This window comes from Endozoicomonas sp. (assembly GCF_031844845.1).
Classification (GTDB): domain Bacteria; phylum Pseudomonadota; class Gammaproteobacteria; order Pseudomonadales; family Endozoicomonadaceae; genus Endozoicomonas.
In genome coordinates, this window is the sequence record NZ_JAVRMB020000386.1 from 1 (window position 1) to 23,315 (window position 23,315).

19 protein-coding genes are annotated in these 23,315 nt (G+C 47.1%); 11 read left to right on the forward strand and 8 right to left on the reverse strand.

Annotation, left to right across the window (positions count from 1 at the left end; all coding sequences use genetic code 11):
• Positions 1-71: 71 nt before the first annotated feature.
• The 3 genes from pheT (at position 72) to RM811_RS21455 (ending at position 3,205) form a co-directional block, all read left to right on the forward strand.
• Complete coding sequence (gene pheT / locus RM811_RS21445; protein WP_402528175.1) at positions 72-2,450, forward strand: phenylalanine--tRNA ligase subunit beta; 2,379 nt, start codon at positions 72-74, stop codon at positions 2,448-2,450.
• Between the two features lie 118 nt (positions 2,451-2,568).
• Complete coding sequence (ihfA, locus tag RM811_RS21450) at positions 2,569-2,880, forward strand: integration host factor subunit alpha (protein ID WP_402528177.1); 312 nt, start codon at positions 2,569-2,571, stop codon at positions 2,878-2,880.
• A complete protein-coding gene (locus RM811_RS21455) occupies positions 2,852-3,205 on the forward strand; it encodes a MerR family transcriptional regulator (protein WP_402528179.1) in 354 nt (117 codons plus the stop codon). The genes ihfA and RM811_RS21455 overlap by 29 nt, the downstream gene beginning before the upstream one ends.
• 80 nt (positions 3,206-3,285) lie before the next feature.
• On the opposite strand, the gene RM811_RS21460 is transcribed toward RM811_RS21455, so the two are convergent.
• Entirely contained in the window at positions 3,286-5,529 is a 2,244-nt protein-coding gene (locus tag RM811_RS21460; protein WP_402528182.1) for a protein-tyrosine phosphatase family protein, read from the reverse strand.
• Positions 5,530-6,088: 559 nt separating this feature from the next.
• Complete coding sequence (locus RM811_RS21465; RefSeq protein WP_402528185.1) at positions 6,089-6,673, reverse strand: YecA family protein; 585 nt, start codon at positions 6,671-6,673, stop codon at positions 6,089-6,091.
• Positions 6,674-7,031: 358 nt separating this feature from the next.
• On the opposite strand from RM811_RS21465, the gene amt reads away from it, so the two are divergent.
• The gene (gene amt / locus RM811_RS21470; protein WP_402528188.1) at positions 7,032-9,617 is read left to right on the forward strand and encodes an ammonium transporter; all 2,586 of its coding nucleotides are present in this window, start codon (positions 7,032-7,034) and stop codon (positions 9,615-9,617) included.
• Positions 9,618-9,774: 157 nt separating this feature from the next.
• Positions 9,775-11,598 (forward strand): DNA helicase RecQ, encoded by a 1,824-nt coding sequence (gene recQ / locus RM811_RS21475; protein ID WP_402528190.1) that lies wholly within the window; start codon positions 9,775-9,777, stop codon positions 11,596-11,598.
• On the opposite strand, the gene RM811_RS21480 is transcribed toward recQ, so the two are convergent.
• Positions 11,574-12,089 (reverse strand): SprT family zinc-dependent metalloprotease, encoded by a 516-nt coding sequence (locus RM811_RS21480; protein WP_402528193.1) that lies wholly within the window; start codon positions 12,087-12,089, stop codon positions 11,574-11,576. The genes recQ and RM811_RS21480 overlap by 25 nt on opposite strands.
• Positions 12,090-12,459: 370 nt before the next feature.
• Complete coding sequence (locus RM811_RS21485; protein WP_402528196.1) at positions 12,460-13,071, reverse strand: Yip1 family protein; 612 nt, start codon at positions 13,069-13,071, stop codon at positions 12,460-12,462.
• Between RM811_RS21485 and RM811_RS21490 the strand changes: the two genes are divergently transcribed.
• The 4 genes from RM811_RS21490 to RM811_RS21505 all read left to right on the forward strand — a co-directional run bounded on the left by RM811_RS21490 (position 13,057) and on the right by RM811_RS21505 (position 16,148).
• Entirely contained in the window at positions 13,057-13,209 is a 153-nt protein-coding gene (locus RM811_RS21490; RefSeq protein ID WP_402528199.1) for a hypothetical protein, read from the forward strand. The genes RM811_RS21485 and RM811_RS21490 overlap by 15 nt on opposite strands.
• A 159-nt stretch (positions 13,210-13,368) precedes the next feature.
• Positions 13,369-14,208 (forward strand): glucosaminidase domain-containing protein, encoded by an 840-nt coding sequence (locus tag RM811_RS21495; protein ID WP_402528202.1) that lies wholly within the window; start codon positions 13,369-13,371, stop codon positions 14,206-14,208.
• Between the two features lie 35 nt (positions 14,209-14,243).
• Positions 14,244-15,221 carry a DUF547 domain-containing protein gene (locus RM811_RS21500; RefSeq protein WP_402528205.1) on the forward strand — a complete coding sequence of 326 codons (978 nt, stop codon included), beginning with the start codon at positions 14,244-14,246 and terminating at the stop codon, positions 15,219-15,221.
• Between the two features lie 114 nt (positions 15,222-15,335).
• Entirely contained in the window at positions 15,336-16,148 is an 813-nt protein-coding gene (locus tag RM811_RS21505) for a DUF547 domain-containing protein (protein ID WP_402528207.1), read from the forward strand.
• Between the two features lie 42 nt (positions 16,149-16,190).
• Here RM811_RS21505 and ttcA read toward each other — a convergent pair whose 3' ends face one another.
• On the reverse strand, positions 16,191-17,117 hold the full coding sequence (ttcA, locus tag RM811_RS21510) for a tRNA 2-thiocytidine(32) synthetase TtcA (RefSeq protein WP_402528210.1): 927 nt from the start codon (positions 17,115-17,117) through the stop codon (positions 16,191-16,193).
• Between the two features lie 226 nt (positions 17,118-17,343).
• Here ttcA and RM811_RS21515 point away from each other — a divergent pair, with 226 nt between their 5' ends.
• Positions 17,344-17,673, forward strand: a complete 330-nt coding sequence (locus RM811_RS21515) for a TraR/DksA family transcriptional regulator (protein WP_402528213.1) — start codon at positions 17,344-17,346, stop codon at positions 17,671-17,673.
• Positions 17,674-17,917: 244 nt separating this feature from the next.
• Here RM811_RS21515 and RM811_RS21520 read toward each other — a convergent pair whose 3' ends face one another.
• The 3 genes from RM811_RS21520 to fnr form a co-directional block, all read right to left on the reverse strand.
• Positions 17,918-18,457, reverse strand: coding sequence for a hypothetical protein (locus tag RM811_RS21520; protein WP_402528216.1), 540 nt, complete (start codon positions 18,455-18,457; stop codon positions 17,918-17,920).
• Positions 18,458-18,588: 131 nt separating this feature from the next.
• Positions 18,589-19,146: an adenine phosphoribosyltransferase gene (locus RM811_RS21525; protein WP_402528219.1), complete on the reverse strand. Its 558-nt coding sequence runs from the start codon at positions 19,144-19,146 to the stop codon at positions 18,589-18,591.
• Between the two features lie 78 nt (positions 19,147-19,224).
• Positions 19,225-19,983, reverse strand: a complete 759-nt coding sequence (fnr, locus tag RM811_RS21530) for a fumarate/nitrate reduction transcriptional regulator Fnr (RefSeq protein WP_402528222.1) — start codon at positions 19,981-19,983, stop codon at positions 19,225-19,227.
• Positions 19,984-20,710: 727 nt separating this feature from the next.
• Between fnr and RM811_RS21535 the strand changes: the two genes are divergently transcribed.
• The coding region (locus tag RM811_RS21535; protein ID WP_402528225.1) for a hypothetical protein at positions 20,711-23,315 on the forward strand (2,605 nt) is incomplete at its 3' end.

The window sequence follows — 23,315 nt, forward strand, 5'->3', positions numbered from 1 at the left end:
CGTTGAGAACGGTTGAGCAATAGCAAGCGGTATCTTCAAATTTTAAAGAACGGCAGGATTGAGTAAATAACATGAAATTCAGTGAAAAGTGGTTGCGGCAGTGGGTCAATATTGAGGTTGATACTCAGGCGCTGGTGGACAAAATCACCATGGCCGGGCTGGAAGTTGATACTGTTGAGTCCGTTGCCGGTGATTTTGCCGGTGTTGTGGTGGGTGAAATTGTTGCCTGTGAGCAGCACCCGGACGCCGATAAACTGCGTGTGACTCAGGTCAGCACCGGCAGTGAATCCTTCCAGGTAGTTTGTGGTGCTCCTAATGCCCGCGTCGGCATCAAGGTGCCTTTTGCGACCGTGGGCGCGGTATTGCCCGGCAACTTCAAGATCAAGAAAGCAAAGCTTCGTGGCGTTGAGTCATTCGGTATGTTGTGTGCCGAAGAAGAACTCGGCATGGCAGACTCTTCCGATGGTTTGATGGAACTGCCTCTGGATGCACCTGTTGGCCAGGATATTCGTGAATATCTGTCCCTGGATGACAAGATTATTGATGTGGACCTGACGCCTAACCGGGGTGACTGTTTGAGCATGGCCGGTCTGGCCCGTGAAGTCAGCGCAAACTTCCTGGCGGATGTGACCGAAGAACAAGTGGCTGAAGTGGCACCTGCTATTGATGACACGTTCCCGGTTCGTATCGATGCTCCCCGGGGCTGTCCCCGTTATGTAGGTCGTGTTATTCGTGGTGTGGATGTTTCCCGTCCCGCGCCCTTGTGGTTAACAGAACGCCTGCGTCGTTCAGGTGTTCGCTCCATTGATCCGGTTGTTGACGTGACCAACTATGTCATGCTGGAGCTGGGTCAGCCTATGCATGGTTTTGATCTGGATTCCCTCTCAGGCAGTATCCATGTACGGATGGCAAAAGCAGCGGAGAAGTTGACTCTGCTGGATGGTCAGGAAGTAACACTGAACGACAATATTCTGGTGATTGCTGATGAGCAGAAAGCGCTGGCCATTGCCGGTGTTATGGGGGGTGAAGGTTCGGGAGTTAATAAAAATACCCGGAACATCTTCCTGGAGAGTGCATTTTTCGACCCCATCACCATTGCAGGTAAAGCACGCTCTTTCGGCTTGCATACTGATTCTTCCCACCGTTTTGAACGTGGCGTTGATTTCCAGTTACAGAAAAAGGCCATTGAACGGGCGACTGCCCTGATTGTGGATATTTGTGGTGGTGAGCCAGGTCCGGTTACTGAAGTGGCCAGCGAAGCTCACCTGCCTGCGCTATGTGAAGTAAGGCTTCGTTCTGAAAAAGTGACTTCACTGCTGGGTATGACTATTGAAGACAGTCATATTGAAGCACTGCTTTCGCGTCTTGGTCTTGGTTTAGTCTCTACTGGTGATGGTTGCTGGAATGTTTCTGTTCCCAGCTGGCGCTTTGATATTTCCATAGAAGAAGACTTGATAGAAGAACTGGGACGTATTTACGGCTACAACAATCTGCCTGAGAGCACACCTTTTGCTGAGCTAAAGATGAAGCAGGTGGATGAGTCTCTGGTTCAGGAATCAGACATTCGTCGTGCATTGACGGCCCGTGGTTATCAGGAAGCGGTGTGTTTCAGTTTTATTGCGCCAGAACTGCATAAGCTGTTTGATCCTGAGGGTGAAGCCGTTGCGTTGTCGAACCCCATTGCCAGTGACCTTTCGGTCATGCGTACAACGCTATTGCCAGGTCTGGTGAAAACCGCCGGATACAATCTGAATCGTCAGCAAAGCAGGGTTCGACTGTTTGAAACAGGCCTGACCTTTGTTAAAGAAGGAGATGAACTCAGGCAGGAACCGATGCTGGCGGCATTAATTACCGGTAGTCGTTATCCAGAGAGCTGGCAGGGCAAAGCAGAGTCCGTAGACTTCTTTGACCTGAAGGGTGATTTTGAAGCGGTATTTGACCTTGGTCAGGCGGGTAATGAGTTTGTTTTCCGTAAAGGAGAGCATCCTGCCATACATCCGGGCCAGTGTGCTGAGATTGTGCGGGCCGGAAATGTTATTGGTCATATGGGGGCACTTCATCCTTCGCTGGTGAAAAAGCTGGATATGCCCGGTGCGGTTTATCTGGTAGAACTGAGCCTGAAGGCTGTGACTGAAGGTAAGGTGACTCGTTTTGCATCCTTATCCAAATACCCTGAAGTTCGACGAGATCTGGCCCTGGTTGTTGAGGATTCCGTTGCCGCTGGAGCTCTTGAACAGGCGATTCGAAGCGAGGCCGGTGAGCTGCTGCGTCGGGTCAATACTTTTGACGTTTATGCGGGTAAAGGCATTGAAGAAGGCTGCAAGAGTCTCGCTATGAGCTTGACCTTACAGGATCCTTCCCGCACTCTAAAGGATGACGAGGTTAGTCAGCTGGTTGATCGTGTGGTTGCGCGATTGAAGCAGGAATTTGATGCCAGCTTGCGTCAGTAAACGCCAGTCAATGGCTTTAGAGAGTAAATAATAAGACCATGGTAATTGCCTGTTATTTCTTCACTGAGAAAACCGATATAGCTATTACCATGGGAAAAACAAAAAAGGGGATTGGTTCATGGGAGCCCTGACGAAAGCCGATATGGCTGAGCGACTTAATGAAGAGCTTGGTCTTAATAAACGCGAAGCCAAGGAGATGGTTGAGTTGTTTTTTGAGGAAATTCGGCAGTCTCTCGAAAATAATCAATCGGTGAAACTGTCCGGTTTTGGCAACTTTGATTTACGGGATAAGAGTCAAAGACCAGGCCGGAACCCTAAAACGGGAGAGGAAATCCCGATCACCCCCCGGCGTGTTGTGACCTTCAAACCCGGTCAGAAACTCAAGGCAAGAGTGGAATCTCATGCAGGACTTGGAACTCAGGACGAGTGATCTGCCAGCCATCCCTGGCAAGCGGTATTTTACTATTGGCGAAGTGAGTGAGCTGTGTTTTGTAAAGTCTCATGTTCTGCGCTATTGGGAGCAGGAGTTTGCTCAGCTTTCGCCGGTTCGTCGAGGGAATAGACGGTATTACCGTCACGAAGACGTACATCTTGTACGGCAGATTCGCAGTCTGCTTTATGACCAGCGTTTTACCATTGATGGTGCCCGTACTCAGCTCAAGCATAATGCTATCAAGCAGAAAAAGTCTGACTATCGTATTGTAATAGAACAGACAATTTCTGAGTTGGAGAGTGTTGTGGATATTTTGACTTAAGCTTGTTGTGCCTCTGTTTGAGTTATTGCAAATTATTATTTAACAGAACCAGAGGCTTTCTTCGTTTGGCTCACAAGATTTTATGCCCCTGGTGTACCCATTCCTCCCAGCAGTTTTGAAATATGTTGAATTGCTTGTTCCCATGCTTGTGTATCATTGGGGGAGGCTCTATTTTTGAATTTTGAAAACTCTGCTTTCAGTGTATTTAATTCCTCTTCACTTCGTATGCTGTTCAAGTCAGTGTTGAGCTGATCCCGGTTTTGATAGGTTTGTGCGTTGATTTTATTCATTACAGTATTTGCTGTAACTTTTTTTGCAGGGGTTGGAGGTTTCTTTTTTGCCACTCTCTGGGCTTTTTGTGTGGCAGTAGTGTGGTCCTGTCTCGATAGCTTACCAGTTGAATTCGAGTTATCTCCTGAAGATAATCGGCTATTTCTAACTGGAAAGTTTACATAGGGGTTCTCAGTTTCGATTGTATCTCTTCTGGGGGTTTGCGGTGGTTGCTGGAGTGTTATTTGCCTGTTAATTTCTTGCAAGGCAGCAGTTTTTATAGTGTTATGGGTGGCACCGGTTTTTTCTTTGTACTCTTGCTCAATTTTATTTTTTGCTTTTTGCAAGTCTTCATTCTGCTGCTTGATATAGTTAACGGCCTTCTTTTTTCCATACACTTTTGAGATCAGTGTAAGAGCATGATCTTTGATGGCGGGGTCAGTAATATTTTTAGTTAAAGAGTTTTGGCTGCCTGAAGTGATTAGCCCGCGGAGCTTGTCTATGGGGAATTTCTCAAGTTTACCTTTTATATCACTCTCAATATTGAGTTTTCCATTTTCAATTTTTGCTTTATTTAATGTAGTAAATAGTCGTGAAAGTTTAGTGCCCTGGACTGATGCATACGCAGAGCTATCAGTAGATTCCTCTGGAATATAGCTGCTTGCGGAAATTAATGAAATATTATCATCATTTAGTGATTGTGTATTTTTCAGAATCTCTTGAGACTTCGGTTCTTTTCGAATATCGAGAGCATGTATTATTGGTTCAGCAATCGTAGCCAGATTTTGGTGCAGAGCTGTCAGAGTGCTGTATTGCCCATTTGTTTGAACAAATAAATTTCTACGTTCCCGTGCATAAAGAATTTTTTGATCGAAGTCCTGGCTGTATTCGCCACCTTGTTCTAAATATTCTCGAACAGTGTCATCGGCAGTAATGAAGGTCCCTGTTCTACCGACACCGGCATTACAATTGACGACAATTGGCTGCTCTGCTCTATCTGCTACTTCAGGATGCTGTCTCAGCTTTTCCACAATCAATGCTACTGCGACCAGTCTGGCAGGATTGCCGGCGGTATGGTCTTTCCAACCCATTTCATTGACTCTGAAATGGGTTTTTCCATCGATCTTGAACTTATCAATGCGAAAATCCAAATCGGCTATATCAAACGATTCGACCAGTTCTATTTCAAATGCTTTTGCTATGACGTTTCCATTATTATCTTTTTGTTCAGGAATTTTTTGAGGTTGCCCTATTTCTTTCGGTCCAATCCTTGAGAGATTTTTTTCTTTGTCGTTTTTATATCTCAAATCACCTTCCCCAATAAGAGCTAAGGAAACAGGTGCATCATTTGAGTTAATAAGCCGTATGTAATTATCTACAGTGGCTGTAACCGGACCCTGTGCAGCAATAAAGTCCCCATGTGGCATTGCAATTTTGGTTGCATGATAGGTGTTTCCTGGTGCTGGACAATAGTCCTTATGACAGTGAATATCTTTGTATTTTGGAACTGCTGTTTTTCTAAATTGATTAGCTTCTTCAGACGTGTTTTCTTTGCTATTGAGGCTATTTGATGATGATATCTTCAGGTTTCTACTTTGCTTGGCAAGTTTTTGATAACCATTAATTGATGTTTCATCTTCAACCTTTTCTGGGAATGCTTTGTTTAGCGATTCTGGAAGTTCTTTTAGTGAAGAGAAAGTAGATGGAATTAATTTCTTGAATTCTATGTTGTCTTTGGGAAGTCTTTTGGAAGTGACTCCTTTACCATCTTTGGTTTTGGTGATACTCCTTTCTGAAAGAGTTTTTTGTTGAGGAGTGCTTCGATTTTCATCAATCAAATTTTTTAAATAATTTTCTGCTTTTTTAAATAATCCAAAAACACTGAGCAATGCCCGGCAGAGCTTTAAACCCCATATAACCGGTTTGCTGACTTTATGTTCCTTTCCATCAATTGTAATTTTTTCATTTAGATGTATAGATTCTTTGTTAGCTTTGTCATTTGACAAGTGGTGATCATTTTTTGGGGTACTACTATTTACAGGTTTGGAATCCACTTTATTTCATCCTTGAATTATCTATTATTTATTTTCAGTTTAAAAGCTGATTTGAGTTTTGTCAGAAGTTATTCTTGTTCACTTCTAGTCTGCCTGTTTGATAATGCTTCTGTCATTATTCTGTAATCCAGGGTTTATAAAATTATTCGCGCATTGTAGTGACAGATTAATGACAGTCAGGAATGATAATGACAAGAATCCTGTTTTTTAAGCCAATTCTCTGGGGTTGAGGGAGTGGCAATTCTTCCGGGATATCAGACCGGTGAAAGTCGAATGACCGGGTATTTGCCGCAAGAAGATAAGAACGTAAGTATGTATGTCGCTGCCCATCGTTCTTCGACAGGGTTTAAAAGTCTGTATCATCACAAGGCTGACATTGCGGAGTCTTCCAGACGAGCCTTAACATAGAGGGGTACGTCCCCCATTGTTGGTCGTGAGCTTGACGTTAGCAAACGCCGACAGATCAGGGATAGAAGGGTTGAAGTCTGGGTGAGCCCAATGTTCAGGCTGGCATTGATAACGGGCAACCAGAGGCCTTCTGATTGCCCGTTAGATTGGGTTATGAGCGGCGCTTGTTTGTATTGTGGGGCTTTTTATCTTCCGGGGCATTAAAGATCAGATAGAGTTCCATCAATACTTCAGGAATCTGGCTGCACATATCCTCTGTAAGCTTGCTGTCTTTAAGGATATCCTTGAACTCCTGCTCATCATCGAACAGACCGGAGGCCAGCATGATGGGCAGAAGCAGCTCGCAGGCTTCCTGTTCGTTGGTAGTAAACCAGGCATCTTCATTCAGAAAGTGGGCAACCATGAAGCCTGTGCACCAGTTGGCCAGTGCTTCGTCATCGTGATCTTCCAGTTCTGCTTCACAGGATAGAGAGAAGCCTTCCTCTTCATCATTAAAGCCACGGTCAATGGCGGTTTGTACTTTGGCAATCAGCTGATTTAAGGCTGTGGCTGTTGCTTCTGGAAGTGCAGCCTCGCCATCAAAAATGCTCTCGTTACGCTCCTGCTCTGTAAGCGCGGTGGGGCAGATGGTCAGGGCCGTCAGGAAACCGTGAAGACCGTGGTAATCAAGAGTACCTTCATTTTTCTCAGTGAAAGGCTGCAACAACGCTTCCAGAGACGCACGGGTATTCGACATGGAGGAGATCCTGAAAATATGCTGAAAATTTGAGGCGTGATTTTACTCTGGCTTGACGATGAATAAAAGCTCAACACATAAGAGTATTTATTTTGGAATTTCAATTAAAAAAATTTTTCTATCTAAACAGTGACTAAAAACAGTCTTAAATGTAAACCTGATTAAATAGAGCTTGTAAGTAGACAAAATAACAACATTTCAAATAAGTAGGCTATTGATCTGATTAAGGATATGACGCCCTCTTGCAGGAGAATAATTATTCCGGGTATCGGGAACATACGGTCAACTAGACTTAAATAGCTAGGAGGCATCGGGCAAAAGATCTGATGGTCAGGATTCATGGTACAGGGATGTGGAAATGTCTGCTGAAGCTATTCGATACCTTATTTTATTTATTTCTTTGGGACTGTTGATGTTGATGCAGATTGGTTTTCTGTGTCTGGAAAGCGGTATTGTCAGATCTAAAAACAGTATCAATGTAGCCGCCAAAAATCTCCTGGATCTGATGCTGGTTATTTTATTATTCTGGGTGCTTGGTTATTCCATGATGTTTGGCAGTTCTTATTTTGGCCTTATTGGTCGCTTATCTCCGCTTTATATTCCTCCGGACGATATGTTTAAGCCTCTGTTTTTTCTCTTTCAGGCCATGTTTGCTGCTACTGCCGTTACGATTGTTTCCGGCCCTGTAGCTGAGCGATGCTCTCTTAAGGGGTATTTGGTTATTGTATTGATCGTTACCCTTTTTATCTATCCGGTGGTTGGGCACTGGGTCTGGGGTGGGCTGTACCTGGGGGAGCAGGTGGGCTGGCTGGAAAAAGAGGGATTTTATGATTTCGCAGGTTCCTCGGTCGTCCATGTGACGGGTGGGGGTGTGGCATTAGCGGCGGTCATGGTTCTTGGCCCAAGGATGGGCTATCTGGAAAAGTTGTCAGCAGGGTTTGCCGGTCACAGTATGGTGACAACGATATTGGGCTATCTGTTCCTGTGGCTTGGCTGGTTCGGGTTTAACGGGGGCAGTGTTGTATTAGGTGACCTTTCCCGGCTTCCGACGGTGCTTATGAATACCGCGATCGCTGGATCCGCAGGGGGATTTGGTGTTTTGGCGCTTGAGTTAGTGAAGGGGGAGAAGCTGAATATTCTTAGCCTCGCCAATGGCATTATTTCCGGTCTGGTCAGTGTCACTGCCGGGTGCGACATTTTTTCAGCGGGTTCGGCCGTGGTGGTGGGGCTTTGTGGTGGCCTTCTTGCCTATTTTGCCAGTACATTTCTGGTCAAGTTTAAAATTGATGACCCGGTAGAGGGCATTCCGGTTCATTTGATCGCGGGGATTTGGGGAACTCTGGCGGTAGCCCTGTTTGCCGTTACCGATGCCATTCCTGACTCATTGAGTCGCTTGCAATGGTTCTTTGTTCAGCTCAGGGGCACCCTGATTATTGCTGTCTGGGCTGTCGGTACAGCATGGATTTTTTTGAAGCTGTACAATTACATAGTCCCTCTGCGGGTGAGTTCCGATGGCGAGGAAGCTGGGCTCAATTTTACCGAACATGGGGCAAGAACTGAGATGTATGACCTGCTGCAGGACATGAAAAGCCAGCAGGACAGTGGTGACTTTTCCCGGGAGGTTCGCGTAGAGCCTTATTCGGAGATAGGTCAGGTGGGTTTTCAGTATAATCAGGTCACCCAAAGTTTTAATACTGCCCAGAAGTCACTGTACGACACTATTGGAGATCTTGAAAAAACGCGGAAAGCACTGGATGAAGCCTGTAAAAAAGCGGAAATGGCCAGTGATTATAAAAGTGCTTTCCTGGCCAATATGAGTCATGAAATACGTACACCCATTAATGGCGTTATCGGAATGGCTGAGTTACTGCAGTTAGAAGAGATGCCGCCTAAACAGCTGAACTACATAAAAACGATTCACTCTTCCGCCAGAGGGTTAGTTAAGATCATTAACGATATTCTTGATTACTCCAAAATTGAGGCGGGTGAGTTGGCTCTGGAGTTTATTGAATTTGATCTTTATGAAGTGCTTCGGGAATGTCTTGATATCTTTACCATTCAGGCCGGAGAAAAAAATCTGGAATTATCGGTTGAACTTCACCCGGATTCGCCTCGTCTTATTTATGGTGATCCCACTCGTATACGACAGATTATCATTAATTTAATGGGTAATGCCCTTAAGTTTACCGATAGTGGCAGCATCTGTCTCTATGGAGACGTCGTCAGAGTGACTGAAGGAGACAGGCTGGTGCTGTCAGTTCAGGATACGGGGATTGGAATGACAAGGGATCAGTGCGAGCGGGTTTTCACGGCTTTCCAGCAGGCGGATCACTCTACTACCCGTCAGTATGGAGGCACCGGACTGGGGCTCTCGATAACCCGGCAGCTGGTTGAAATGATGAGCGGGGAGATAAAAGCATACAGTCAGCCAGGCAAGGGCTCTCGTTTTGAAATCTCAATTCCGACCCGTATTGCTGAAGATGTTCAGAGCGAAGCAGTGAGTTCTGTGAAGGATCCTGTTGCAGAGGAAACAACGGGCGCAGATCAATGGATAAATTCAATTTGCCATGACGTACTGGTTGCTGAAGATAATCAGGTCAATCAGATGGTTATACGGAAATACCTGGAAAAGCTGGGTATTACTGGAAAGATTTTGGAGAATGGTAAACAGGCGGTCAGTTTTTGTGAAAGTCATACCCCTCAGTTAATCCTGATGGATTGTGAAATGCCGGAGATGGATGGTCTGACGGCGACCAGAATGATTCGTGAACAGAAACATCACAAAATACAGCCCATAATCATTGGCCTCAGTGCTCACGCTATGAAAGACCATGAACAACAAGGGTTGTCTGCCGGGATGGATGCCTACCTTACCAAACCCGTGACACTGGATCAGCTCAAGTCTTCTCTTCTTCAGTTCTTCAAAGGATTGCCCGAAGAATAGATAACCAGTGACCAGATGAAATCTGCAGCCTGACTCCTTATACTGGAGACTTTCTTAACACTTTCTCAACTCTTTATCACCGCGCGCAGAATAATCTTTTGTCCGATGTCAGGTGCGATGCTGAGACTTTTTCCAATTTTTATGCATTAGTGTATCAATGTCTGATCCAGCTCTGGATATTTTAAAAAATACGTTTGGTTACCCGTCCTTTCGGGGGTTTCAGCGCGAGGTGATCAGTGAGATTGTCTCGGGTCGTGATGCTCTGGTGCTGATGCCAACAGGGGGCGGTAAGTCTCTCTGTTACCAGATCCCTGCGCTGCTCAGGGGCGGTACGGCAGTTGTCGTTTCTCCCCTGATTGCCTTGATGGAAGACCAGATGCGCAGCCTTCGTGAGCTGGGTATCCGTGCTGACTGTTTGCACTCGGCTATGTTGCCGGAAGCGCGTCTGCAGGTGGAGCGTGAGTTGCTGCTGGGGGAAATTGATTTACTGTATGTGGCGCCTGAAAGGTTACTTACAGAGTCAATGCAAAGGCTGTTGGATCAGATTCAGGTCGCTCTGTTTGCCATTGATGAAGCCCACTGTGTGTCCCAGTGGGGGCATGATTTCCGACCCGAGTACCTCCAGCTTTCCTGCCTTCAGACCCGTTTTCCTGGCGTGCCCAGAATCGCCCTGACCGCCACTGCTGATTTGCGAACCCGTCAGGAAATCAGGGAGCGTTTGGGGCTGGCGTCAGCAAAGGTCTTCACAGACAGTTTTAACCGACCCAATATCTTCTACCGCATCAGTCAGAAAAAACAGGGTAAACAGCAGCTGCTGAATTTTCTGCAGAAAGAACACACTGATGATTCTGGTATTGTTTACTGCCTGTCCCGCAAAAAGGTTGAGCAGATAGCCCAGTGGTTATCTCAGGCGGGGCGAAAGGCACTGCCTTATCATGCGGGTTTGCCTGCGGAACAGCGTCGGTCAAATCAGCATCGTTTTATTGCTGAGGAAGGCATTATTATCGTGGCCACGATTGCTTTTGGTATGGGCATTGATAAACCGGATGTACGGTTTGTTGCTCATCTGGATCTGCCAAAAAGCATTGAGGCCTATTATCAGGAGACCGGGCGTGCCGGGCGGGATGGTCTGCCGGCTACCGCCTGGATGGTTTATGGCTTACAGGATGTGGTGCTTCTGAAACAGCTTCAGGCTCGCTCTACCGCCAGCCCGCAGATACAGCAGATAGAACGGCAAAAGCTTGAGACGATGCTGGCATTGTGTGAAGTGACCGGGTGTAGACGTCAAGTGTTGCTCAATTATTTTGATGAACCGCTGGCGAAACCCTGTGGCTATTGTGACCTTTGTCTTGAACCGGCAGAGATGTGGGATGGGACGGAAGTCGCCCGCAAAGCGTTGTCCTGCATTTATCGCAGTGGACAGAACTTTGGGGTTGCCCACCTGGTGGATATTTTGCTGGGTAAAAGTACTGATAAAATCCGACGCTTTGGTCATGATCGACTCAGTACATTTGGTATTGGTAAAGCGTTGGATCAGAACAGCTGGCGCTCGGTGTATCGCCAGCTGGTGGCCAGGGGTTATGTCAATGTTGATCACGACAGTCATGGTGCCCTGAAGCTGAATGAGAAGTGTCGTTTATTGTTAAAAGGCGATGAGCAGATTCAGCTGCGTCGTGACCGCTATGAGCCATCTGAGAAGTATCAGCAGGAATACCGGGAAGTGGGGCGTGTGGTGGTTGAAGAGCATGACCAGACGCTATGGGAGCAGCTCCGTCAGCTGCGGCGCAGCCTTGCTGAGGAACAGAATGTACCTGCCTATGTGATTGTCAACGACAGAACCCTGATGGAGTTGATGAAATACCGCCCCCGCACCCGGCTGGAGTTATCGCAGATATCGGGCATTGGTCAGCATAAGCTGGAAAAATATGGTGATGCGTTATTAAAGGCGCTGGCTGACTACGCCTCTTCTGAGCCGGCCTGAATCTTGCCGAGGTATTTAAGGGGGGCTCTGCAAGTGGTGCATAGATAGACAGTCCCTTTTTGCGAACGGTTATGGCGTGTCGTCCCCAGAGGGATGGTTTTTCCCTGGCACTGGCATTGATAAAGCCAGTCTCTTCGGCTGCTGCGCTGGGTATCGTAACTGTGGCAGCGATCTGCGGGTAATTGAAAAACAGCCATCATTATTGACTGCCACTCCCGGCCATGGGCGCGAATCCGCGGACCATAGAGCTCGTAAGCCAGCAGGTGTGCTACTTCATGAGCAACCGTTTGTTTTAGAAAATGGTCCCGGTTTTCGTTCAGAAGCACAGGGTTAAAACGAAGCTGACGTTTTTCAATCCAGGCCTGACCTGCGGTTTGTCCCTTTAAATCCAGTCGAATATAGGGTTTTTGAAAACGCCTGTTGAGGCGCTTCTCTGCCTGAGCGTATAACTCAATCACTCTCTGCTGCAATTGATGAAGATCTGATGTCAAGCTAACGGGCCATTGGTAGAAATGAGTAAGGAGATGAGAATAGCTGATTTGATCGCCAGGGAGAATGCTCCGGGTCGGCGTCGGAGTGATTTTCTCAATAGGTTGTGTAATGCGGAAACTGCGTCTATCAGGCCAATCAGTATAAAAATGGCAGTAAATACTACGGTCGGAGCTGAAAACAAGACCAGAAAAAATGATGTTACATACGACAACAGCATCGTTTATACCCGGGTTAAACACCATGTACCGTTATTGAGATCGTTGGAGTAATGGGTACATTGGCAATTATATGTTTGAAATTGAATAGAGTCCTTTCGCCGGGTATATAGATAGCTGGTTCTGACAGAACCAGCCAGTTTAAGTTTGAAATTTAATAGGCCTGAACATACTCTGGCCCAACACCCATCCCCCAGAAAATAACCGTGGTGATCATGATGGATACCAGAACCACCAGACCAATACAAAGTATTGAGCAGGCATAGATAAAACCCTGTTCCCGGGGAATCTTCATAAATACATGAAGCCCGTTGTAGAGAAGATAAGCGGTGGCTGATACGGCAACCGTGCCGGCAATAATAGCCAGCCATAACGACGGGTAGAGACCACAAATACCTGTCAGAAAGAGTGGGTATGCCGTATAGCAGGTGAATGCGGTGCAGTCACTGAGTGTCGGGTTGCTGTTGAAGTTATTACTCATCCAGCGCATGGACCAGCTCATGACGGCGACACCACAGATTATGGCCAGCCAGGCAAGAACGGACATCCATAAAGCGCTCTCAGGGGTGAGTCGGACGACATTAGTGCTTCCGGGCAGGCTCCAGCCTATCATTGTGGTGCCAATGTAGGTGCAGATTGCGGGTAATGCTGCCAGCCAGATGATTTGGCCAAGATAGAGCTGAATCAACCCGGGCGGGTTTTTCCGAATGCTGACCCATTCGTTATCGGGCTCCGTGAGCAAACCCCAGAAATGGTTAAGGATCATAATAGTGACTCCATTTATTCGGTAAAATATCAGGCCATTTCTTCCATTGACGTGGTGGATACTGATACTGACCGGCGGTTAACCTTTGTTATTATTATTGGCTCTCTGCAGGGTTTTTCCATTGCAGAACAGCGTTAAGCCGCACCACAAGTGTTTACATACTTGGTTCAGCTTGTAAAGAGTCCGGGCATTTTTTAAAGGTTTTTCTGCCTTTTCTGGCGATAAGCCTTTACTCTATTGCTATCACGTTTTTTAGCTCATGCTGCTTTGGCTCATGGCTGTTTTGCTGAGGAATACATGCTCAATAAGCTTGATAAAATAATGCTGGCTGTTTTGTTGGCCTTACTGGTGACTTCTGGCGGGATACACTGGCAGGATAGGGTGGAGCAACCCGTTGAACCCGAAGCTGTTGCCCAGGTGGCGGTCGGGGAAGTGGCGGCACAACCCGAGTCTATGGTACCTGATTTCGGAAGTATGATGGACGTCAAAGCGAAGAAAAACGCTTTCTTTGGTTATTTACATCCACTGGTCGAGAAAGAGAATGACGTTATCCTGAAAAATCGTCAGCACATCATTGCTCTGTCATCGCTGGCAGAATTAACTGAAAATGATAAAGTCTGGCTTGCTAATCTGGCAAAAAAGTACCGTTTGCGTGCAGTTTCTGTTTTTGATGAGGCTTTCTTTCAGGCATTGTTGACCCGAGTGGATATGATTCCTCCTTCTTTGGCGCTGGCACAATCGGCTAATGAAACCGCCTGGGGAACTTCAAGATTTGCAAGGCAGGGTAACAACTTCTTTGGTCAGTGGTGTTTCAGTTCAGGTTGTGGGATTGTGCCTGCGGCCCGGCCAGAGGGTAAAACCTATGAAGTGCAGAAGTTTGAGGATGTTGCCGCATCGGTCAGAGCCTACATGCATAACCTGAACACCAATCATCAGTATGAGGTGTTGCGAGAGCTAAGGGGAAAACGCCGGATAACGAAAGCGTTTATTACCGGGCCTGTGCTGGCCCATGGTTTATATGCTTACTCTATTCGTGGTGTAGAGTATGTTGACGAGTTGCTCTCCATGATTAACAGTAATGATCTTCTGCAATATGATTTGGATAATCAGGCTGAGCTTGTTACAGGCAACCCCTGATTTTATCAACTAAAGACTTGGGAGATGGATTTCCCGTGAATATACCTATGATCACTTCAGCCAGGCTTTATTGCGTCTATTCGACAAATACTCATGAGGATGATTCGTCACCCTCTGGTATGAAAGATTTGGCCACGGAGGCACGGAGACACAGAGGAAAAGCTTTTTCTTTTCTCCGTGCCTTTGTGCCTCCGTGGCAACTTTCTTTCACGGCAAAAATATCCGTTCTTCTTATTTCTCTTTTTCTTCTTGCAGACCCGTTAATGGCTGCTCCGGCCAGTAAATACTGGGCGTACTGGGATAAAAGCAGTTCAGAGTCGGAAGAGCACATCAATCATGATCTCTGGCAGGAAATACTGGATAAATACCTGGTGCTGCGCCCGGATGGCAATCGGTTCCGTTATCAGGAGGTTGGTCAGGAGGATCGACAAAAGCTTGAGAGCTACCTGCAGTCACTGTCTTCACTGGATCCCCGGGATTACACAAAAGCTGAGCAGAAAGCCTATTGGATCAATTTTTATAATGCACTGACGGTTAATCTTGTTTTAGAAAACTATCCGGTGAAATCCATTACCAGGATTGGTCCCTGGTATCGTTTTGGCCCCTGGGATAGCGATATCACCCGGGTAGCGGGGCAGAAGCTGACCTTAAATGATATTGAACACAGGATTCTCCGGCCTCTCTGGGAAGATAATAGAATTCATTATGGGGTGAACTGTGCCAGCCTGGGTTGTCCGGATCTTTCTGATCAGGCTTTTACCGCAGCGAATACTGAAATGATGCTGGATATGCTGGCCAGACGCTTTGTCCGGCAGGAAAAAGGTATGAGCTGGCTCGATGGTACGCTCACACTTTCCAGAATCTATGAGTGGTATGAAAAAGACTTTATCGATAAGGAGGGGGTGCTGCTGCATTTACGACAGTACGCTTCGCCCGCTTCATCAAGGAAACTGAAGAAATATACCCGAGTGATTCAATATCAATATGACTGGCGATTGAATGAGTTGAAGTAGCCTGTCTGGCTGCCGATCAACTTTGTTGACGTCTCTAATAAGGTTATGAGGTCTCTTATTACCTCAACCATCGTTAATTCATGGCCGCACTATAACGTTAAGAAGGTGCCTCGAATGGCAAAATGCTTCATTTCGGCTCTGCTTCTGCTGGTCAGCATGGCTGTTTATGCGGTCCCCTCCCCTGATCGCTGGTCGTACTGGGATAAGGTCGATGCAACAAGTCAGGTGGTGGTTGATCATTCACTCTGGCAGAGCTTTCTTGATCGGTATGTGAAGCTTTCTGAATCCAGTGAAATGTATATGGTTGAATATGGCCGCGTTAAAAAAGCCGATAAGGAGCTTTTGGGGCGCTACCTGACAACCCTTGCCGGGCAAGATCCCAGGAAACTGAACCGCAACGAACAGCTGGCTTACTGGATCAATCTTTATAACGCCTTAACGGTTAACCTGATTCTTGATTACTACCCGGTAAAATCTATTACCAAGCTGGGCAAGGGCTGGTTTCGAATGGGACCATGGCGGGATGAGTTGATTACTATCGCAGGCAAAAAAATCTCACTTCATGATATTGAACACCGTATTTTAAGGCCTATCTGGAATAATCCCCGAATTCACTATGCTCTGAACTGTGCCAGTATTGGTTGTCCCGATTTGATGCCAGAGATCTATCAAAGCCAAAAGATTGATGAGCAGCTCGAAACAGCGGCAAGGCATTTTATTAATCAGAAAAAAGGGGCTTCCTTTGTCAGTGGTCGCCTTGTACTTTCAAATATCTTTGACTGGTATGAAGATGATTTTGTTGATGAAGACGGGGTGATGAAGGAGTTGAAAATATTTGCTGGTGATCGTTTGCAGAAGCAGTTGGAAAATTACCAGGGACGAATCAGTTATCGCTATAACTGGAAGCTGAATGAATATCGGCCCTGACCTGCTGGTACTGAGGCTGGCAGAGGTAGCCTCAGGTTATTATTAAGGTTCAAAATTAATCATCTGAACCCCATTGTCCCTCTCCACACCCCTCACCTCAAGATTGACATTGCCGGAAAAAATGGTTTGATTATCGGCATGCTCGTAATCTTTACGCTCTCCACTGCGATCAATCTCAAGATTTTTGAAGTCAAACAGTTCTGTATCCGCCATTTGTGAGGGGGCAATCTTCTGCATGGCGGTAAAAATTGAATCAATACGGCCTGGGTGATTACTTTCCCACTCCGACAGCATGGCTTTAATATTCTGTCGTTGCAGATTTGCCTGAGACCCACACAGGTTGCAAGGTATGATCGGAAATGCCAACTGCTCCGAGAAGCAGGTAATGTCTTTTTCCCGGCAATAGGCCAGAGGGCGAATGACAATGTTTCGGCCATCGTCGGAGCGAAGCTTTGGTGGCATGGACGATAATCTTGAGCCATAGAACATATTCAGGAACAGGGTTTCGACGATATCGTCCTTATGGTGGCCCAGAGCAATTTTGGTAGCACCAATATCTTCTGCAAAGGCGTATAGGGTTCCCCTTCTTAACCGTGAGCAGAGGGCACAGGTTGTCCTGCCTTCAGGCACTTTTTCCTTGACTACGGAATAGGTATCCCGATTGATGATGTGGTATGGCACCCCCAGTCCATCCAGATACTCTGGCAGGACATGCTCTGGAAATCCGGGCTGCTTCTGGTCGAGATTGACAGCAATCAGCTCAAAGTGAATCGGAGCGCTTTTCTGCAGGCTCATAAGAATATGCAGCAGGGTGTAGCTGTCTTTACCACCCGACAGGCAAACCATGATTCGGTCACCCTCTTCAATCATGTTGAAGTCTTCGATGGCTCTTCCAGTCAGACGTCTGAGCTTTTTCTGGAGTTTATTAAAACTGTCTTTGTCAGAACCAGTCAGGTTGGTGGAGGTCATAGGGTTTGAGTTAGCCGTCAGTGTGAATCCGCTGATTATATCTGCCGGTTATCATTCAACCAAGTCAGTGTTTATCGGAAAATCGTTTGTGGTTATAAGGTGTTGAATAGGGGGAGATTATTTTTTTCTTTTGTCGAGAACATTACGCTTCTGCGTAGCAATGATCTACTATTCGCTATTAACAATAAAAGCGATGAAGTCCAGTGTTTGGAGCAGGGGTAGCGAAATGACAAATCATGCTAAATTGCAAAGTTGGTTACTGGCTCGCAGGGATGAATTGAATGCGCGTCTGGGTAATATTAAAAAAGATGCTTCCCGGAAAAACAGTGCTGACTGGTCAGAGCAGGCTCAGGAGCGGGAGAATGATGAAGTAATAGATGCCCTTGGGAATGAGACAGTGATTGAGTTGAACAAAATCAATCGGGCGCTTGACCGTATGAATGAGGGAGATTATGGCTTGTGTTTATCCTGTGGCAAGGCGATTCCTGAACAGCGCCTGGAAGTGATGCCTTACGCCGATCTGTGTATTAAGTGTGCTGAGGCTCAAGGCCTTTAGAGGCTGTCGAAAAACTTCAGACAGACTCGTTCCCACGGTCCCCCGTGTGCTGCGGGTTTTCTGATCGTCTGTAGTCCGATTTTTCATGCACAGGGTGAGCCTTCCGGGAGTGTCGGAGTTTAACGCTGGTTGTTTCATTTGTGGTCGGTTCGGTATGCATTCCCACGCGGAGCGTGGGAACGAGGTCAAACACAAGAAAAGTCTTTTCCTTTGTGTCTTTGTGCCTTTGTGGTTCAAAAGCATTTCAGGCAGGCTTGGCTGCAGTCTGGTTGAAGTAGTCGGACTCTTCTTTGGAACTTCCTGATTCAATAATCATGTTTTGATAACTGTCGCAGAAACTCTGGGCAGTTCCGGGGTTTCTGCTGTGAAAGTACTTGTGCCACAACTTGCCCATGGACAGAATATCGTCTTTATCAATTTTCGCTATGTTGACGCCGGATCGGTGATAGACAAGCCATGCAATGGCGGTGGCATAGGCCAGGTTGGTTGCCAGCTCGTGGTGAGGGTGGGAAAGAAATTCTCTCTGGCTGGCCAATCCGCGGACTTTACTGGACAGTTCGGGCTGTGGTGCCAGAAAGTTATCCCAGATACTTCGATGCATGCGCGGAGAGATCTGATAAATGCCAAGGGCCTGATGATTAGCAAGCTTCAGGTGGAAGCCAAGCCCTGTCTCTCTGGCGGCTGTACCCAGAAGCAGGTTCTCGCCGGTTGTGCTCCACATACCCAGGTGTTTAAGGGCAGGGCGGACAACATAATGCCTAAGCTCCTTGGCACAGATTCCCATGTGAAAAAGTCCTTTTAATGGGTAGATCAATTTTTCCGGTTGGGGACTTCCATTGACGCCAACCGGCAGTCTAATTCAAATATCGTATCATCCCTGAAATTCTGAAATAAAGATGATTTTGTACGAATTTATTATTCGCCTTCAAAATTGCACAGAGCGTATGTTGGAATGCCGGCAGCATTGAGTTTGTCTGCGCCCTTGAGATCCGGGAGGTTGATAATCGCAGCGGCTTCCAGTGTGCTCGCGCCGGCTCTTTGAATTAACTGATCAGCAGCCAGCAGCGTGCCGCCTGTGGCAATCAAATCGTCCATCAGCAGGATTTTTTCTCCGGGCTGAATGGTGTCTTCATGCATTTCAAGAACGGCTTTGCCGTACTCCAGATCATACTCAACGCTGATGATTTTGCCGGGCAGCTTGCCTTTTTTGCGAAACAGAACCAGTGGCTTGTTCAGAATATAGGCCAGCGTTGAGCCCAGCAAAAAACCCCGGGCATCCAGTGCTCCGATTCGGTCAAAGTCTTTTTTTTCATATCGCTGAACCATGACGTCGACGGTCTTTCGCCAGGCCTCTGGATTTTCAAAGAGCGTGGTGATATCCCGGAACAGAATGCCTTCATGGGGCCAGTCCGGTATGGTTCTGATCTGGGATTTCAGGTATTCCTGAACGGACGAGCTTTCATTTGTATGCATGAGAGGGGGCAGGCCGCTATCAGTCGATGAGAGTTAAGGAAGAAGCTACGGTCAGGTTAGCTTCTTTAAAAGATAAAGTCAGGCGCTGGAGGCAATCTGGTTGGGCTCCAGCATTTTTCCGCCTGCCAGAGCGCACAGATCAATAGAGTTGCGGATTTCGATCTCCTTACCGACGGCAGAGATCAGCTCGTTCTTCTGGAACCGGGTAAATACCCGACTCACCGTTTCTACCGCCAGCCCAAGGTAGTTGCCCATTTCATTTCTGGACATGGACAGACGGAAAGACTGTGAAGAAAAACCACGACGGCGGAAGCGGCTGGCAAGATTGATCAGAAATGTTGCTATACGCTCATCGGCATTTTTCTTGGACAGCAGCATCATCATTTGCTGATCTTCACGGATTCTTTTACTCATCAGACGCATCAGGTGTCGACGAAGTTCCGGGAACTGGTCTGAAAGCGTTTCCAGCTGCTCGAAAGGAATCTCGCAGATCATCGTGGTTTCCATGGCCTGTGCAGAAACCGGATAGGTTTCGGTATCCATGCCACTCAGGCCAAGAATTTCACTGGGCAGGAAGAAGCCGGTGATCTGTTCATCGCCCTCGTTGGTAGCCGTGTAGGTTTTGATAGCCCCTGAGCGAACAGCAAAGACACTGGTAAAGGGGTCACCTTCCAGGAACAGGTGTTCGCCTTTTTTCAAAGGACGTCCACGCTTGATGATGTGATCCAGCTGATCAATATCCTTAATGCTAAGTGCCAGTGGCAGGCATAAGGAACTGAGGCTGCAGTCTCTGCAGGCCACATGACTTGGCTGTCGGACGTTGGGCTTTGATGTCATTAAGAGGCCTCAAAGTCGTATTTGCGAAATTCGACACTATTTTATGGAAGACACTATTGTATGGAAAATGTCACCGGAGTGTAAATCAGGTATGTACGTAACTGGGTAGCGCTAAAGTAGGTGTTTAGTGCTGCTTCAGCAGAGTGCCATAAGCTATGGTTTTTCCGATGAGCTTTCATTTTCTGTGTCGTCTATCCAGCGTAAGGCTGGGTACAGGACTGCTTCAGGTGTTGATGCCTGTCAGTAATCCTGATATTTGTGCATCCCTATCCCGGAAAAATCTGCCTGCTGTTGTCTTGGGTCACAGGATTGGATTTTCGTTCATGGTAGTTGGCTGACGTCGCCGATTTTGCACTTATGTTTCAAGTAAATCAATGTGAGAATAACGCATAAGTCTGTTAATTGGTTTTATGGTTTGATGTTGAGAGTGAACGACGCTGATCGATGGTATTTTTAGGCTATTGCTGGTGATGACGTTTTTGTGAACGAACGGGTTTCAGTAGAAAAAATATAATGGCATCGTAATTCTAATCCTGCAGGTTCTCGGCAGGTATCTATACTCTGATGTGCTGAAACGGACAGTCGTCTGTTTTCAGGCTGATTCGTTGGTTTTTTACAGGCTTCAGTTCAAGGTGTTTAGTTTATTTCCCAAGGATAAAGGATAAAGGATGACAGGAAACCAGGAGAACAAACCCTTGATGGGTTAATTACATTCAGAGGACTGATAATGGGAATTGGCATCGCCCTGTCCAACACGCACACTGCTCCTTATGTTGATAACGCGTCTGACGCGCAGGTATCCGGTCAGCGGTTGGGCTCGTGGGCTTTGTGGAAAATAAAGACGGTGGCTGTCGATACCGCAGGTTATTTGATGCCTGATGTTGATTTTAAGTTTACCCCCTCCCTCCGGGGGCTGGCGATCTTTGGTGCCGGACTGGGTCTGCGCGTGGTCGCTGCAAACTCGGCGATCGGCATGGTGGGCCAGTGGGGAGCAACCCTGGGCGCAATGGCTTGTGATATGCGACTGGGCGGTATTCGAGAGGAACAACCACAGGTTTCCCCGGACGTGCAAAAACAATCGGTAGAAAATCCGGAGCATCGTCTGTTGGATAATGCGCCAACCCCCGAAATCAATAAACCACAAAGCCCGCCCCAGACCCCACCGGCAAACGGGTCGCTAACGCTTGATCAAGCTCTGGCAGACACCAGGACCGGGGAGGGGACTCCGGTATTTATTGAAACACGGACAACGGAAGATGGTCGATGTTGCAGGCTGGTCTGGGCAGAATCCGGAGATCAACAACCGATACCGGACATTCTCCGGGCGCTAACTGCCACCGATAAAGCACTGTTGGATAACTTGCCATCTCTGCTGACCGAACAGTCATTCGCACCAGAGAAGTCTTGGGCAGGCGGTGGGCATAGAGAGGCATGTGAATCCTTTTATCAGAACCTGGTAACCCGGGGCGCAGCGATCAACATTAAGCACCCTCTGGTCTGGCTGAGGGATTTTATGGCTGCCTTCAAAAGACAGCGGCCCGAGGTGCTGGATGGTCATGATCTGCTCAATAAAATCCTGGCCTATGCAGCCATGGATAAACAGTGTAACCGGGCAATGCAGTTATTAACGGGTTTCAAACTGTTTAATCCTGAGTCCGATGCGGCACAAGTGTTGATTCCGCAATCTTCGCCACCCAATAAGGATTTCAGGAAATGTATCGCCTTGCTGGAATCGGTTGAAAATTGGCAGACAAACACCACTCAACAGGCTGTTTTTGTTAATGGTGGATTCGGATCAGCGGGTAAACTTCTGACAGGTTTCTCTCTGCTAAGTTTGTTTGGGAGTGGGATGGGTGGGGCTACATATAAAACCTATTGTGCCGCTTCTGATGCAGCCATTGATGCGAGTACCTGCTACTCCAATCCACTCAGCAAAGCATGCGATAAATCCACTGGATATCATCTGGTTAAGGGTGGGCTTTGCGATAATTTTTGTATTAAGGTCGATAGTGCTGATTCTAATTATGAGTATAGTTATGACGTTCCTATCGAAAAAGGTACTCCAGACGCGAGTCAATTTGATCCCGATTTGGCGCAAGAACTTGGTTTTGAGCGTTGCTTCAATGCAGGGAGTAACATCGAAGATCTATTTGTTATTGATAAGGGAGTTAAGGACTACAATTGTACTGTCGGGGATAGAAACCGTTTACCAGTCAGTGGACAGGACTGCCTGTATCAATACGCTGTCAAGGAATGCTCTCTGTTAAAGGACAGCGGAAACGTCGCTGCCAGATTTTGCGCGTTATGTGATGCCTCGTACCACCAGAGTCTTCAATGCAATCCACGTTACGTCACTATTTCAACAATAACGTACAATAGGAACTCTGTCTCTCTGGAAACTATTTGCGAATACCAGAATGCAATAGTATCCAGTAAAGCGTATCAAAGCATTTGCAAGAATTACTGTATTAATAATATGAAATCCTTGCCTTTATATACGCAACAAACGGGAGATCAGACTTGGTGGTGGAAGTTGGGTCCGGATCGTTGTTTGCGAGCTAAAAAAGCTATCACCGGAGTATTTGATCTTTACGAAGCCAATATCAACTATCGATGTAAAGCCCCTGAGGGGGTTATTCCTCTGCAAAATATCGATTGTCTTAATTCTTATCTGGATCAGAAGTGTCGGGTAATGACAAGTGCTGATTGTTCCTCATCTCCATTACTGGCCGATGTGTGTGATGCTGCCAAAGATCCGGCTTTAAGGTGTAACCCCGTACCGACCACAACGCCTGTACCGACCACAACGCCTGTACCGACCACAACGCCTGTACCGACCACAACGCCCGTTCCGACCACAACGCCTGCAACAATACCAGCTCAAACCACAATGCCTCAGGAAACATCGTTCGGAACTGTCCCCTTGAATGCCTCCATCGTAGGCGGTTCCACGACCGTTCCGACCACAACGCCTGCAACAACACCAGCTCAAACCACAATGCTTCAGGAAACATCGTTCGGAACTGTCTCCTTGAATGCCTCCATCGCAGGCGGTTCCACGACCGTTCCGACAACAACGCCTGCAACAACACCAGCTCAAACCACAATGCTTCAGGAAACATCGTTCGGAACTGTCCCCTTGAATGCCGCCATCGCAGGCGGTTCCGTACTCGGTGTTGGCGCAGTTCTGGGCGGTTTCTGGATCCACGGTGCATGGCAGGGAAAACGGGGTTGTGAATTATTCCGTCACCCTCTGGACCTGGTTCGTGGTCGGGCGTCGTTTTGTGCCGGAGGGCATCAGGCAGTGCCCACCGCAGATCCGGCAGCAACGG